Source organism: Dietzia sp. B32, from assembly GCF_024732245.1.
GTDB lineage: Bacteria > Actinomycetota > Actinomycetes > Mycobacteriales > Mycobacteriaceae > Dietzia.
Map to the genome: position 1 here is coordinate 1,719,790 of NZ_CP093845.1, position 14,992 is coordinate 1,734,781.

Sequence of the window (14,992 nt, forward strand, 5' to 3'; positions counted from 1 at the left end):
GTCAGCGTGGAAGGGCAGAACCTCAGTTCTGCTGCTCCTCGGGCTCGCACTCGTCCTGCTCCATGGAGCCGTTGGACTTGAGGAAGTCGATGGCCTCCGGCGGGAGGTTGCAGACGATGCCCAGGTTGATCTCGGGAAGCGGCGGGAGGTTGACGCCACCGGAGACGACGATGGCGATGCCGATGCCGGCAGCGGCCAGCGAGCCGAGCGCGAGCGCCTCCTCGGTGGAGCCGGTGCCCGTCCCGCCCGTGGAACCCTCGATGACGGAGCCAAGATTGATGTCCCCGGAGCCCGAGTCAGACCCCGTGCCGGTCGAACCGGCGAGGATGGGGGCAAGCGAACCCCCCGCCAGCGAGTCCGAGTCAGAACCGGTGCCCAGCGAGGCCGGGTCAAGCGAATCCGAGTCCGAACCCGTACCCAGCGACGCCGGGTCAAGCGAATCCGAGTCCGAACCCGTACCCAGCGACGCGGGATCGAGCGACTCCGTGTCCGAGCCGGTACCCAGCGACGCGGGATCGAGCGACTCCGTGTCCGAGCCGGTACCCAGCGAATCGGTCAGCGAACCGAGGTCTTCCGAACCGCCCGAGGAGGCCGCCTCAAGCTGCGCGAGGATCGAGGTGAGCGATCCGCCACCGAGGGAATCGGTGTCGGAGCCGGTGCCCAGCGACGCCGGATCCAGCGAGTCCGTGTCCGAACCCGTACCCAGCGACGCCGGATCCAGCGACTCCGTGTCCGAACCCGTACCCAGCGACGCCGGATCCAGCGACTCGGTGTCGGAACCGGTGCCCAGCGACGCCGGATCGAGCGACTCCGTGTCCGAACCCGTACCCAGCGACGCCGGATCCAGCGAATCGGTCGCCGAACCGGAGATGCCCTCGAGGGAGCCCGACAGCGGGCTGTCCGCGCCGGTCGAGCCGACGAAGAGGTCGAGACCGAGGTTGACCGAGCCACCGAGCAGATCGGTACCGAGGTCGAGATCGAGCAGGTTGCTGCCCTGGGCGTTGGCGATACCCGGCATGCCGCCGAGCACGAGTCCGGAGGCCGCGATGACGGCCATCATCCGCTTGGTGTTCTTCATAGGAATTGCCTTCCTGTTGTCGTTGACGACCCGGCGCTCAGGAAACTCCCCCCGCCCACCGGCCCGGCGTGTGGCCTTGACCACCTACCGTTCGATCGTGTCATCACCCTATCGAGGGAATCTTCAGGCCTGTTACACGTGACTCGCATATGACACAGGAACAGGGCATTGTCCCGGGATTACTTAGCCTCGCAGCTAGACGGCTCAGGCGAAGTGCCACAGCAGGTCTCGGCCGACTACCACGGGCTATGCGATTCCTAACAAATAAGCGCGCATTAATTAAGCGGCTATTGAATAGTCGCGAGTGACTTTAATCACATCTTCTACCCACGTTGCTGAGTGGCAGGCCGAGAGTGAGCCATCACGGGCCGCCCAGGGCGAACTTGAGGCTAACCTCGTGTTGCATCCCCACCTACCAGGAGCGTCATGGCACAGAGCACCACCGGAGTCCTCTTCCCCACCGATTCCGCCGGAGCGCGCTCGAGCGGCCGATTGGCCAAGGACGTCATCGCCGACGCGCTCGCCACCGTGGACCCGTCCGCCGCCGAGCGGGTCCACCGGATCAAGGACTGGCGCAAGGGCTACATCGAGCCCTTCACCGAACTCGTCGGGGTCGGGGTGTCAGATCCGGCAGCCTGGGACGGTGTCGCACGGGCCGCGCTCGAGTCGCTGCAGTCCCGCATGGTCGGCGTGCACGACGTGGACGGACAGCCCGTGGAGACCCCGATGGCGGACTACCTCGCCGTCGTCGCCCCCACCACCACCCCGGCCACCGACACGATCCACGGCACGGCGACCCCCGTCCGCGAGCTGTCCATCCCCTTCCGCGGCGAGGAACTGACTGGCGACCTCCTCCGCGCCCGACTGGACAAGTGGGTCGCGGCCGGCGTGATCGAGCCCAGCTGCGCCGACGCCCTGAAACTCGTCCAGGACAACCCGGAGTGGCTCTCCCTGCCCGGTCGCGCCATGCTCGTCCTGGGCCTGGGCTCCGAGATGGGTCCCGCCCGAAATCTCCTGCGCTGGGGCGCCGACGTGATGGGCGTCGACCTGCCGTCGAGCCCCGCGTGGGAGCGGTTCCGCGGCGAGGCCGCGACGTTCGCCGGGCGACTGCACGTCCCCACCGGCCCGGACGGCCGTCCCGGTATCGACCTGCTGACCCAGCTCCCCGAACTCGCGGCGTGGGCCAGAGCCGCGGCCCCGGCGCCGCTCACCGTCGGCAGCTACTTCTACGCGGACGGCGGAACCCACGTCCAGCTCTCCTCCGCCGCGGACGCGCTCGTGGTCGACCTCCTCCGCGACAACACCGCCGACGCGCTCGCCTACCTCGCCACCCCGATGGACACCTTCGTCGTCCCCGCCGACGTGCGGGAGGCCTCCAACGCGGCCCTGGCGGCGCGCAGGATCACCGACGTCAAGCGACTCGTCGGTTCCGTCGCCCGCGGCAAGGTGTTCGCCCGCAACTACCCCTCCGGACACGGCCCGGCGGTGCACGACGCCCTGGTCCCCCAGCAGGGCCCGAACTACACACTCGCCAAGCGGGTCCAGCGCTGGCGCGCCACCACCGCCTTCGCCGACGGTCACACCGTCTCGGTCAACGTCGCCCCCGCCACCGACACCCACTCGGTGACCAAGAACAAGATCCTCGCGGCCACCTACAAGGGCGCCTACGCCTTCGGGATCGAGATCTTCGCGCCCGACACCTCCGCCGCCCTGCTCGCCGCGCTGATGGTCCACGACCTCAACGTGGGCCGGCCGCAGGTGGACGTGCAGTGGCAGCACGAGTCCTCGGGAGCGGCGTCCGGCGGGCTGTGGCGTCAGCCGTACCTGCCGCGGACCGCCCTGCCGGTGGCCGCGCTCATCGGTACCGTCAAGAGGTAGGAACACGCTCGCCAGACGCCTGCCCGCACCTGACGTCACCCGACGCCGAGAAACCTAAGGACGCCGCCATGCCGAACCCCTTCGCCAAGGGCTGGAACTACCTCAAGGCCTCGCTGGACAAGACGGTCGATGACAACGCGGATCCCAAGATCCTCGTGCACCAGGCCATGAACAACGCGCGCGAGCAGCACAAGTCGGTCGCCGATCAAGCTGCCGCGGTGATCGGCAACGCCAAGCAGCTCGAGATCGCCATGGGCACCAAGACGCGGCAGCTCGACGAGGTGCAGGGACAGATCCGCCAGACCCTGCAGGTGGCCGAGCAGGCCCGCACCGAGGGCGACACCGCCCGGGCCCAGCAGTTCGACACCCAGGCCGAGCAGCTGGCCGGGCGGCTGGTGGCGCTGGAACAGGACCTGGACAACACCAAGCAGCTGCACGGTCAGGCGGTGCAGGCCGCCGAACACGCCAAGCAAGCGGTCAAGGAGTCCGAGCACCGACTGCGCGAGACCCTCGCCCAGGAGGACCAGCTGCTCCTGCAGGCCACCCAGGCCGAGATGCAGCACCGGACCACCGAGTCCATGACCTCCTTGCAGGGCGCCGGCGGCGGCAACTCCCCGACCTTCGACGAGATCCGCGCCAAGATCGAGGGCCGCTACACCACCGCACTGGGTAGGCAGGAGCTCGCCGAGGCGACCGGCGCGCCGTCCACCGCGCAACTCGACGCCGCCGCGTTCACGCGCGAGTCGGAGGGCAAGAGCAAGCTGGAGCAGATCCGCGCCTCGATGGGCCTGGGTTCCGGCTCCGACGCGGGCTCCGACCGCCAGCTCACCGGGGGCGAGGGCAGCGACGGGTCGGCGGCGGGCCCGGCCGGCGCGCCGGAGCAGGCCGACCCGGAGAAGCCCAGGGACCCCGACGAGGCGACCGACCAGCCGAGCCCCGAGGACCTCTCCGGCCCCACTCTCCCGCGGGACACCAGAGAGTAGGGTTCCCGCTCTCCACCCGGGCGACATATCGTGTGACGGTGCCCAGTCACCGCTCACCTCGTGCCCTGTCGCTGCTCGCCCCCGCGCTCGCCGCGGCACTGATCGGCGGAATGGCGGCACCGGCCCTCGCGCAGTCCCTGCCCGCCGGTTCCACACCGGGTATCGGGTCGCTGACGACGGTCGACGGGAGCGTCGACCCGTCGAGCGCGGCCGCGGGCGCGGCGACGATCGGTTCCACCGGATCCACCGGCACGGAGTCGCTGACCGGCTCGGGCACCCTCCCGCCACTGGGGACCGGCTCGCAGAACACCACCGCCACCCCGCCGATCGGCATGGAGTCAGAGCCCGTCACCGTCAGCGAGGTGCGGCGCGTGGAGATCGGCGACCCCCTGGTGGCCGGCGGCGATCCCCGCTTCGAACGCTGGTGGGTGGCGTCGAAGTCGATGAACCGCGTCCTGCCCGTGGAGATCTGGCGCCCGGCCACCGACGCACCGGCACCGATGCTGTACCTCCTCGACGGCGTGGACTCCCCCTCCCCGAGCGGGTGGCTCCTGCCCGGCGGGGTCGAGCGCACCTTCGCCGGTGAGCACGTCACGCTCGTCATGCCGGCCCGGGCCGACGGTTCACTGCACGCCGACTGGCAGCGCGATGACCCGGTCCTGAGCCGCAACAAGTGGCAGACCTTCCTCACCGACGAGCTCCGACCGCTGCTGGAGGCCGGCGACATCCCGTTCAACGGCAAGCGCGGGATGGCGGGCCTGTCGATGGGCGCGGCGAGCGCCGTCACCATCGCCGAGCTGCGCCCGGACCTGTATGACGCCGTGGGCGCGATCGCCGGCTGCTACACGGCGCGGGACGATCTCGGGTTCATCCTCGCCAAGATCGTCACCGAGACCCGCGGCGGCGACATCGCCAACATGTGGGGCCCGCGCACGGACCCCGCCTACCGGGCCAACGACGGGCTCCTCCACGCCGAGAAGCTCAGGGGCAAGGCGCTCTACTTCGCCACCGCCACCGGCCGACCCGACGCGGGCGAATGGGACCGCAACGGCCGCGACCTGCTGCGGTTCACCCAGGGTGCGGGGCTCGAGGTCGCCACCCATGCCTGCACCGTGGAGATGGACCGGCGGCTCGACGAACTGGGCATCGACGCCCGGGTCGACTACCTGCCCACCGGCCTGCACAACTGGGACAATTTCGGCCGATTCGTCGCCCCGATGCGCGATACGCTGATGCCAGCGCTGCGCTGATCTCCGCGGCGCCCCTCACGTGAGGAGTCGCCATGACCACCACACCCCGGGCCTCCGGATATCTCGCCCCGTCGGGTGCCGTGGTCTTCCCCCGCCGACTGCCACTGTCCCGGGAACAGGCGTGGGCGGCCGTCACCGATCCGGCCCGCACCGCGCGCTGGATCGGGTCGTGGTCGGGCGACCCGGCGTCGGGCACCGTCGAGATGACGATGTCCGCCGAGGAGGGTTCGCCCGCCGAGTCCGTCGCGGTACTGCGGTGTGAGGCGCCGGACCTCATCGTCGTCAGGATCGGTCCCGACGGCTGGGTGATCACCGTGAGGATCGAGGGTGACGACGACGAGGTCACCATCTCCCTGGAACAGGACATCGCGGACGCCGACGCCGCGTCCGACATCGGTCCCGGCTGGGACTTCTATCTGGACCGGTTGGTCGAGGCCGAGGCGGGCCGGGATCCGGAGGCACTCCGCTTCTCCCCCGACTACCACCCCGCGTTGGCCCAGCACTACCGGGCGTTGCTGGGCGGCTGAGCCGGGGCACTGCCCGACTGTCCCCGCACACGTACTTTCGCAGGTCAGACAGCTGTGTCGTACCCAGTTGCTAGCGTTTCCCCAATCGAACACACGAGCGATACCAGGCGGCCCGGCTCGCCGAGGGGGTTCACATGCGGGAGGCAACTACCGACGACGGCGGTGCCGATGATCCCGGCGTCGATGATCCCAGCTCCGACGATCCCAGCGCCGTGGCAGCCAGCCCCTCCGTCACCGACGCCAGCTCCGCCGCCGTGGCCGCGCTGCACGCCGAGAACCGCGCCGCCGCCGCCAGACTGCGGGCCTGCCACGACCTGTGGGCGATCTGCCGCGAAGAACAGGAACTGCGCGACATCGCCGCCGGCTACGGACCGGGCCTGGACCAACGCCCCGAACACGCCGTCATCGACCCACTGACCATCGCCACCAGCCAGATCGTCGCCGCCTACGGCGTCCACCACAACCGCGCCCGCAACCTGCTCACCCTGGCCATCACCCTGGTCACCAAGTTCCCCGACCTCGTCGAGGCCATGGACACCGGCCGGCTCGACGAGGCCACCGCCACCCTGCTCGCCCGCCAGATGCGCACCGTGGACTCCCTCCACCGCGACGACGTCCAACGAGAGGTCATCGCATGGCTCCTGGACGCCCTCGCAGCCGGCAGACGCCCCGGACGCGACGCGATCCTGTCCCACACCGACCGCATCATCGCCGCCCACGACCCCGCGGGCGTACGCCTGCGCCGCGCCGCCGCCGTGCGCGCCCGCCGCATCCGCATCCGCCGCGGCCCGGACGGCATGGCCGACCTGCACGCCCACCTGACCGCCACCGAAGCCTTCGCCATCCACACCCTCCTGCAGACGATGGCCACCGACCAACACCACCGCGACCGCCGGACCCGCGTCGAGACCACCCGCCGCCACGGCGCAGACTCCCTCGACCCCGAATTCATCCGCAGCATGGACGAACTGCGTGCCGACGCCCTCGTCGCCACCCTCCTCGGCACCACCACAAACCAAGACACAGCCACGGGCCCAGACGCCGCCGCGGGCACGGGCGGCGGTCACCGGCCGCCCGCCACCCAGATCCGCCCCACCATCACCGTGCTCGCACCCCCGGGCCCCGACGGCGACCCCGAGGTCTACCTCCCCCGCGGCGGCCCCGCCACCATCGACGCCCTCATCGAACTGCTGTCCCGCAGCACCGGCGCCACCATCACCGTGCCCGACACCGAACCCGGCACCGCCGACACCCCCCACGGCGCCCGCCGCTACCGCATCAGCGCCGACCTGGCCCGCCGCATCCGCCTACGCGACGGCACCTGCCGCCACCCCGGCTGCTCCGTCCCCGCCGACGACTGCGACATCGACCACGTCCGCCCCTTCAACCACACCGACCCCACGGCAGGCGGCCCGACCACCGAGAACAACCTCGCCTGCCTGTGCCGACACCACCACCGCTTCAAAACCTTCCACGGCTGGCACTACCACCTCGCCCACGACGGCACCCTGACCGTGACCACCGACACCGGCCACACCATCACCACCCACCCCGACGGACCCCTCGCCCGCTGGCGCCACCGCACCACCAACCCCGACCACGCGGCCGGCACCGACAGCGACAGCTACGTTCCACCCCCACGCCGACCCTGGCTCGACCCCCGACCCCAAAGCACCCACTGGCACCGCCGCGCCCAACGCCTGGCCGCCGAACGCAAAGCCAACACCATGGCCCCACAAGCACAAACCCACCCCGACGGACCCGACCACGACACCGACCCCCCACCCTTCTGACCGGACGGAGCGGTGTCAGCGGTGCTTGAGCAGGACCGCTCGAATTCCCTCGTGGAATCCGTCGCGCAGGCGCACCCGCTGAGCTTCCGTCAGGGTGAACTCGTTGAGCATCTGGCAGGCGAACTGCAGCAGCGGGCGGTCGATCGCCGGAGGGAGGACTCCGCCCGAGAGGAGATGCGCCTGGTCGCGCTGCTCCTCACTCGCGGCCCGCTCGTACCACCACGTGGCGTACTGCTGCCCCACATCGAAGGGGGTCTGCTCGCCGGAGGAGGTCCAGACCTCGTCGGGCAGCGGGACGAACTTGGACCGCAGCGGCCGACGATGGGGAGCCATCATCGAGGGATTCGGCCGGGACGACCCATGGGACGACGCGTCCGAATCCGGAGTGGCCCCGACCGCGGCGACGGCCTCCGCGGCCGGCTCGACCTGCTCGGTCTTCGAGGGGCGCCCGGTGTGCGCGCTCAACTGGGCGGGTGAGGGGCCCGCGTCCGGTGCGGCCGCAGGCTCTGGCGTCGGCGTCGGCGCTTGCGTCGGTCGCGCGGTCTCCGCGGGCGCGGGCGCGGGCTGCTCCGACTCGGCGCGCGCAACGCACTCCTGCTCGTCCGCGGCCAGTTCCTCCGCGTCGGCGGCGCGTTCCTCCTCGGCGGCGGTGAGGCGTGTCTCGTCGGCGACAGAGGTGGCCGAGGCGCGATCCGAGCGCAGGACGACGTCGGCCATACCCACCGACTCCTCGGTCTCGTGTCCGTCCTCCCCGGGATGCACCGGGGTCGCCGCCGGGGTCCGCACCTTCGGAGGGATGGGGCCCTCGAGGACCCTGATCTGCATGGCGTCGTGGAAATCGGTGCGGGGATCGAGCACGGTCGTGGTGTCGCAGGCATGACGCAGCGCAGAGGAGATGGAATCCCAGCCGAAGCCCACGAGATGCATTCGGACACCGGCGTCCACGGCGATCCGCACCCCCGGGATCATGTCGGCATCCCCGGTGACCAGGACCATATCGGAACACTGCCCCTTGTAGGCCGCCTGGATCATGTCCGCCACGAGGAGGGTGTCGACGGCCTTCTGGGTGCGTCTCTCACCCCACTCGATCAACTGCCCGGCGCGCAACTGGACGCCCTCGATCACGCGCAGCGTGCGCTGATAGCGGTGGGGTCCCGAATCCGGGATGCCGTCGTACCAGTTCTGGCGCTGGACCGGCTGGTCCACCAGACCGTGGGCTACCTGGTCTAAACGGTGCACGACCGTGGCCAGGGATATCTCCAACTGGCCGCGCGCACCCTCCTCCCACGAGTTGTAAAAGCTAGCCAGTAGATACGACGTATCCACGAGGACCAGAGTCCGTTCAAGCATGATGATCACTACCTGTTCTGATTGTTTACGTTGACTTCCAGCATGCCGCAGGGCGAGCGACCCCGCAGGGTCCGCCGCCGAACCACGTCAGGAGCCCCGATGACCAACGCCGTCCCCACCCCGGCCGAGCTGAGCGGAAGAGTGGTGCTGGTCACCGGTGCCGCACGTGGCCAGGGACGAGCCCACTGCGAGGCGTTCGCGGCCGCCGGGTGCGACGTGATCGCCCTGGACCTGTGCAGGGACATCGACACGGTCCCCTACCCGATGGCCACCCCGGAGGACCTCGAGGCCACTGCCGAGGCCGTTCGGGCCCTCGGCCGCCGCTGCGTCACCGGGGAGGTGGACGTCCGCGACCTGATCGGTATGCGCGAGGCCGTCGACGCCGCGGTCGCCGAGCTCGGCGGCCTGGACTTCGTCATCGCCAACGCCGGGGTCTCGCCCGAGCCGGCGGCGTCCTGGGAGCGGAGCGAAGAGGAGTGGGATACGACCCTCGACATCAACCTCAAGGGCACCTGGGTGACCACGACGGCGGCGATCCCCCACATCCTGTCCACCGGCCGCGGCGGCTCGGTGGTGCTCATCAGCTCGATGGTGGGACTGCGGGGCGGTTCCTTCACCGCCAGCTACGGGACGTCCAAGTGGGCCGTGCGCGGGCTGGCCAAGGCCCTGGCCGGCGAGCTCGGGTTCTCAGGCGTCCGGTGCAACTCGATCCACCCCGGCAACGTGCGCACGCCGATGATCGAGAACCCGTCGATGATCGCGATGATGACGGGCGGGAAGGGAACCACGCTCGAGGACGCGGCGGAGACTTTCGGCGGGATGAACCAGATGCCGCAGCCGTGGGTCGAAGCATCGGCGATCGCGTCCATGGCCGTCTACCTGTGCAGCGACGCGGGCGCGGGCATCACCGGCGCCTCGATCCCGATCGACCTGGGAGGCAGCGAGAAGTTCGGCCTCTGAGTCGGCTGGTCCGGCCGAACGCGGGCCACATCGCGGAAACGCGGCAGCCCGCTCCCTCTGGCGAGGGGGCGGGCTGCCGCGGAGGCTGTCGGGAGATGAACCCGGCGGTCGAACCGATCAGGCGGTCTCGACGGGAGCGTTCGGGCGGGGAACGCTGATGGTCGAACCGGTGGCGGTCCACACCAGCGACCAGAAGATGTCGATGACGGGCTGGATGGCCTGCAGGAAGATGTCGTTGGCGTTGCTCATGATGTGTCCCCTCGTGAGTACTGCTGCGTACTGAGTCGTACTGCGGAATATGGCTGCGAAATCGGACTTCGTGTCGTGTTCCCCATGTGACGCGAAGTATGTCGTCACGCACTCCGTCGACGTTACACAACCGTGATGTAGTGCGTGGCATCCCCGGGCTCCCGCGCAGGCCACACCCGCTTCGGCGTCCGAAAAATAGTTTCCGGCCACACCGGAACGGGCCGAAGCCCCTTCGCCCGACACCGAGCCAAAGGTGTGACCCACGCAACCAAACGTACCTACGCGACCGTAGGTTACGGTACCGTAGCTTCATGGCCATCACCGACATCCCTGAATTCGCGCACCTCTCCGAGGCTGACATCGAATCTCTCGGCGCGGAGCTCGAGCAGATCCGCCAGGACATCATCGGCTCGCTGGGCGAGCGCGACGCCAAGTACATCCACAACACGATCCGGTTCCAGCGTGGACTCGAGATCGCAGCTCGGGCGCTGCTGCTCGTGGGCTCGCGCAACCGCACGGCCTGGGCGGTCGGGGCAGGCACTCTCGGCGTCGCCAAGATCGTCGAGAACATGGAACTCGGCCACAACATCATGCACGGGCAGTGGGACTGGATGAACGACCCCGAGATCCACTCCACCACCTGGGAGTGGGACATCGTGGGCACCGCCGAGCACTGGAAGCAGACCCACAACTACATCCACCACAAGTACACCAACATCGTCGGCCTGGACGACGACGTGGGGTACGGCGTTCTCCGGGTGACCCGCGACCAGCGTTGGCACCCCTTCTTCTACGGGAACATCGCCTACAACGCGGCCCTCGCGCTGCTGTTCCAGTGGGGCGTCGGTATCCAGCACCTCGAGCTGGGCAAGGTCGCCAAGGGTCGCGACGACCGTCGCGAGACCATGAACAAGCTCAAGTTGTTCGGCAAGAAGGCCGGCCGCCAGCTCGCCAAGGATTACGTCTTCTACCCGCTGCTGTCCGGCAAGGGCTGGAAGTCCACGGCCACCGCCAACCTGGTCGCCAACGGGATCCGCAACGTCTGGACCAACGCGGTGATCTTCTGTGGTCACTTCCCCGACGGCGCCGAGAAGTTCACCAAGAAGGACGTGGAGAACGAGACGCAGGCGGAGTGGTACCTGCGGCAGATGCTCGGTTCCGCCAACATCACCGGCGGTCCGGTGATCGACTTCATGTCCGGCAACCTGTCGTATCAGATCGAGCACCACATCTACCCGGACATGTCGTCCAACCGGCTCGCGGAGGCGTCCATCCGGGTGCGCGAGGTGTGCCGCAAGTACGACCTGCCCTACGTGGCCGGTCCCCTGCCGGTGCAGTACTTCAAGACCTGGCGGACCATCGCCAAGCTGTCACTGCCCAACCACCTGCTGCGCGACACCACCGACGACGCGCCGGAGACCCACTCCGAGCGGATGTTCGCCGACCTGCCCAAGCCGCTGCCGACCGTGGAGGGCCAGCGGGCGGGCCTGAAGACCGCGCTGCAGCACCACCGCGCCACGCGGCGGGCCCGCAAGGTCGCCGCCGTGGCCTGACCAGCAACCGCCTGATTGACGCCAGGGACGCCCCGGCACCGGATACCGGTGCCGGGGCGTCCGTGATTCCGTCGCCCACGCCCCCGCACGGCGATAGGCTGACGCTCGAGTCGGCGGAACCCGTCGACGGCCGGCGCTACAGCGGTCGAGCCGGATGCCAGGTGGAACACGACGACGGGAGCCCCCATGGAGGACCGGCGCATGCTCATCGCCGATTCCGCGATCGAGGTCGTGGCGAGGGACGGGGTCCGCGCCCTCACCCACCGCGCCGTCGACTCGGAGGCGGGGCTGCCCTCGGGATCCACCTCCTACTACTGCCGCACCCGTGCGCAGCTGCTGACGCTCACCGTCGACCGACTCACGTCGCTGCTGCGGGGATTCGTGGAGGTCTCCGGCATCCAGGAGCTGGCGTCCACCGATCCGGACGACGTGCTGGCCCTGCTCGCGCGCATGGTCGACGGGCTACTGGGCGACTACCGCGGTGAACTGGCGGCCAGGTCGGCGTTGATCGTCGAGCTCGCCGGCAAGGAGGACACCACGGATCTCGTGGCCGCCCTGCTCGATCCGAGCGACCTGGTCGGCGCACTCGACGCCGCCGGGCTGCGGGACCCGGCCGCCGCCTCCCTGGACCTGTTGACCGTGTACGAGGGCCTGCTGTGGGAGCGCACCGTCGGCAGGCTGGCGGGCGTCGGGATCGACCAGAAGCACGACGCCGACGTGTTGGGCGCGGTCCTCTCCCGCCACGAGCACCGCGGCCCCCGCAACCTCTTCGGTCTGCGCCGCTAGCGGGGGCCGCGATCGCCGCTAGTCCGAGATCGCCTCGAGCGGGTCGGTCTTGGCGGCCCGGTGCGCGGGCCACAGCGAGGCCAACACCCCGACGACGGCCGAGGCCGCCAGCACGATCCCGATGCTGCCCCACGGGATGGTCGTCTCCGTCAGGCCGCTGTCGGCGAGCACGGTGACGAACGCCCAGCCGAGGTAGACGCCCACCGCCGCGCCGATCAACGCGCCGAAGACCGCGATCTGCGTGGACTCGAGGTTGATCGTGCGGCGGACCTGCGAACGCTGCATGCCCACCGCCCGGAGCATCCCGATCTCGGTGCGACGTTCGATCACCGACAGCGCGAGGGTGTTGACGATGCCCAGGACGGCGATGACCAGGGCCAATCCGAGCAGGGCGTAGATGATCGACAGCAGTTGGTCGATACCGCCGGTCTGCGTGTCGATGTACTGCTGCTTGCTCTGGACCATGGCGATCGGGATGTCGGTGAGCTCGTCGGTCACCGCGGCGAGGACCTCGTCCTGCCCGACCCCGTCGGCCGCGGCGACGAGCACGTTGAAGGTCGAGCGCAGGTTTTCCGGCACCAGACGTTCGTAGACGTCCATCCCGGTGTAGAACTGCCCGAGGATCTGGGAGTCCTCGTAGACGCCGGTGACCCGGAGGGTGCTCTCGCTCCCGTCGGGCCCGACGAGCGGCACGGAGGCGCCCATCGTCCACCCCTTGTCCCGGGCGACTGTCCGGGACACGACGAGCGAGTCGGGGCCCGGGTCGAGCGAACCGTCGACCACCGTGGCGTCGATCATCTCCCCGACGGGTCCGCCCGCGGCCGACAGCGCCTGCGGCTCCCCGGAGAGCTGGGCGAAGGCGAACGCCAGCCACGCCACGTCACCGACCTCGTCGACGTCCGCGATCCGCTGCTCGATGCCGCCGGGCAGCGGGGTCGGCGGGCCCTGGGAAGCCACGCCCTGGACCACGACGTCGGCGTTGATGTCCTGGTCGATGACGCCGCTGACGCTCTCCTTGGTGGTGGCGCCCAGGGTGCCGAACGCCGCCACCAGGGTCAGTCCCAGGGTGAGCGCGAACGCGGTCGCGGCGGTACGACGGGTGTTGCGCCCGGCGTTGGTGGCGGCGAGTCTGCCGACCGCGCCGAACGGCGCGCCTATCACTCTGCCGATGCCTCCCGCGATGGGCTTGGCCAGCGCGGGCATCACCAGGAAACTGCCGATGATCAGAGCGGCCGCGCCGACGCCGACCGTGATCGCGCCGGACTTGGTCGTGTCCTGCCACGTACCTATCACCGCCAGCAGGAGGCCACTCACCACGGCGAGCAGGCCGACGGAGGTACGCCACCCGCCGCCGGCCTCCGTGGAGGCCGATCCCACCCGCATGCCCTGGACGGGCGCGACGCGTCCGGCCCGACGGGCGGGCGCCCACGCGGAGAACACCGTGACGACGAAGCCCAGCACGAGCGGGGTGACGACCGACATCGGGGTGAGCGCGAGGGCTCCGGACGGGATGCCCAGGTCGAAGGCCTCGAGCACCACGAAGATCAGCTTGGCCAGGCCGAAGCCCGCGACCACGCCGATGGCGGAGCCGACGAGCCCGGTCACGGCGGCCTCGGCCATCACCGACCGCGTGAGCTGTCCGCGGGAGGCACCGATCGCGCGCAGGAGGGCGAGTTCCCGCAGGCGCTGGGCGACGAGCATGGAGAAGGTGTTGTAGATGATGAACGTGCCGACCAGAAGCGCGATCAGCCCGAAGGCGACGAAGAAGTAGTTGATGAAGTCGAGGACGGTCGACAGCTGGTCTGACAGTCGCTCCTTGATCTCCTCGCCGGTGCTGACGCTGTATTCGGGGAACTCGGCCGCGATCGTGTCGCGGACCTCCTCCTGACTCACGCCGGGTGCGGCGCGGACAGAGATGTCGGAGGCGTTCTCACCGTCGGTGAACAGGGCACGGGCCCGCTCGGAGGAGAACCCGACGCCCACGTACCCGCCGATGTCGGTCTCGCTGGCGTAGGCGCCCACGACGGTCACCTCAAGCATGCCCTGCCCGGTGGTGTAGACCTCGGCGGTGTCGCCGACGGCCAGGCCGGCGGCGGTGAGCACGGTCTCGGGGAGCACCACCTCGTCGTCCGCGGCGGGCGCGCGACCGTTCGTGATCCAGTTGCTGTCCCCGACCGCGTCATCGGGGTCTATCCAGGCCAGGCCCTCCGACGGCGCGCCCCCGGATTGGTACGGGGTGCCGTCGGCGTTGAAGAGCACGACGGTGCCGGACACGCCGGGCATGGCCGCCTCGACGCCCGGAAGCTCGAGGACCTGCTCTGCCACCTCGAATGGCACGCCGGCCCCGCGCGGGTCCTCGGGTTCGATCATCGCGGCGAGATCCGCGGTGCCCTGGTCGAGCAGCCCGTCGAAGGTGCTCTTGAGGGTGGAGGTGAAGACCAGCGAACCGGTGACGAACGCGGTGCCCAGCACCACGGCCAGCACCGACAGCACCAGGCGGAGCTTGTGGGCGGCGATGTTGCGCAGTGAGACGCGCAACATCGGGCGTGTGTGGCGGGGCGCGTGCGCCGAGTGGCGTGCGGGCG

At 69.9% G+C, this 14,992-nt stretch carries 12 protein-coding genes; 8 read left to right on the plus strand and 4 right to left on the minus strand.

Annotated elements, in window-relative coordinates:
- Positions 1–22: 22 nt before the first annotated feature.
- Positions 23–1,078 (minus strand): hypothetical protein, encoded by a 1,056-nt coding sequence (locus L8M95_RS08190; protein ID WP_260488982.1) that lies wholly within the window; start codon positions 1,076–1,078, stop codon positions 23–25.
- Positions 1,079–1,504: 426 nt separating this feature from the next.
- On the opposite strand from L8M95_RS08190, the gene L8M95_RS08195 reads away from it, so the two are divergent.
- From L8M95_RS08195 to L8M95_RS08215, 5 genes are all read left to right on the plus strand, one after another.
- Positions 1,505–2,956, plus strand: coding sequence for a hypothetical protein (locus L8M95_RS08195; RefSeq protein ID WP_260488983.1), 1,452 nt, complete (start codon positions 1,505–1,507; stop codon positions 2,954–2,956).
- Between the two features lie 68 nt (positions 2,957–3,024).
- Positions 3,025–3,939: a PspA/IM30 family protein gene (locus L8M95_RS08200; RefSeq protein ID WP_260488984.1), complete on the plus strand. Its 915-nt coding sequence runs from the start codon at positions 3,025–3,027 to the stop codon at positions 3,937–3,939.
- 38 nt (positions 3,940–3,977) lie between these two features.
- A complete protein-coding gene (locus L8M95_RS08205; RefSeq protein ID WP_260488985.1) occupies positions 3,978–5,189 on the plus strand; it encodes an alpha/beta hydrolase family protein in 1,212 nt (403 codons plus the stop codon).
- A gap of 32 nt (positions 5,190–5,221) precedes the next feature.
- On the plus strand, positions 5,222–5,716 hold the full coding sequence (locus L8M95_RS08210) for an SRPBCC domain-containing protein (RefSeq protein WP_260488986.1): 495 nt from the start codon (positions 5,222–5,224) through the stop codon (positions 5,714–5,716).
- 134 nt (positions 5,717–5,850) lie between these two features.
- Complete coding sequence (locus L8M95_RS08215; RefSeq protein ID WP_260488987.1) at positions 5,851–7,509, plus strand: HNH endonuclease signature motif containing protein; 1,659 nt, start codon at positions 5,851–5,853, stop codon at positions 7,507–7,509.
- Between the two features lie 15 nt (positions 7,510–7,524).
- On the opposite strand, the gene L8M95_RS08220 is transcribed toward L8M95_RS08215, so the two are convergent.
- Entirely contained in the window at positions 7,525–8,859 is a 1,335-nt protein-coding gene (locus tag L8M95_RS08220; protein ID WP_260488988.1) for an NYN domain-containing protein, read from the minus strand.
- A 99-nt stretch (positions 8,860–8,958) separates the two neighbouring features.
- On the opposite strand from L8M95_RS08220, the gene L8M95_RS08225 reads away from it, so the two are divergent.
- Positions 8,959–9,819: a mycofactocin-coupled SDR family oxidoreductase gene (locus L8M95_RS08225; RefSeq protein WP_260488989.1), complete on the plus strand. Its 861-nt coding sequence runs from the start codon at positions 8,959–8,961 to the stop codon at positions 9,817–9,819.
- A gap of 117 nt (positions 9,820–9,936) precedes the next feature.
- Here L8M95_RS08225 and L8M95_RS08230 read toward each other — a convergent pair whose 3' ends face one another.
- Positions 9,937–10,068 (minus strand): hypothetical protein, encoded by a 132-nt coding sequence (locus tag L8M95_RS08230; RefSeq protein WP_260488990.1) that lies wholly within the window; start codon positions 10,066–10,068, stop codon positions 9,937–9,939.
- Positions 10,069–10,379: 311 nt separating this feature from the next.
- On the opposite strand from L8M95_RS08230, the gene L8M95_RS08235 reads away from it, so the two are divergent.
- Together L8M95_RS08235 and L8M95_RS08240 are read left to right on the plus strand one after the other, a co-directional pair.
- The gene (locus L8M95_RS08235) at positions 10,380–11,621 is read left to right on the plus strand and encodes an acyl-CoA desaturase (protein ID WP_260488991.1); all 1,242 of its coding nucleotides are present in this window, start codon (positions 10,380–10,382) and stop codon (positions 11,619–11,621) included.
- A 186-nt stretch (positions 11,622–11,807) separates the two neighbouring features.
- Positions 11,808–12,407 carry a TetR/AcrR family transcriptional regulator gene (locus tag L8M95_RS08240; protein ID WP_260488992.1) on the plus strand — a complete coding sequence of 200 codons (600 nt, stop codon included), beginning with the start codon at positions 11,808–11,810 and terminating at the stop codon, positions 12,405–12,407.
- Positions 12,408–12,425: 18 nt separating this feature from the next.
- On the opposite strand, the gene L8M95_RS08245 is transcribed toward L8M95_RS08240, so the two are convergent.
- On the minus strand, positions 12,426–14,948 hold the full coding sequence (locus L8M95_RS08245; protein ID WP_260488993.1) for an ABC transporter permease: 2,523 nt from the start codon (positions 14,946–14,948) through the stop codon (positions 12,426–12,428).
- Between the last annotated feature and the right edge of the window lie 44 nt (positions 14,949–14,992).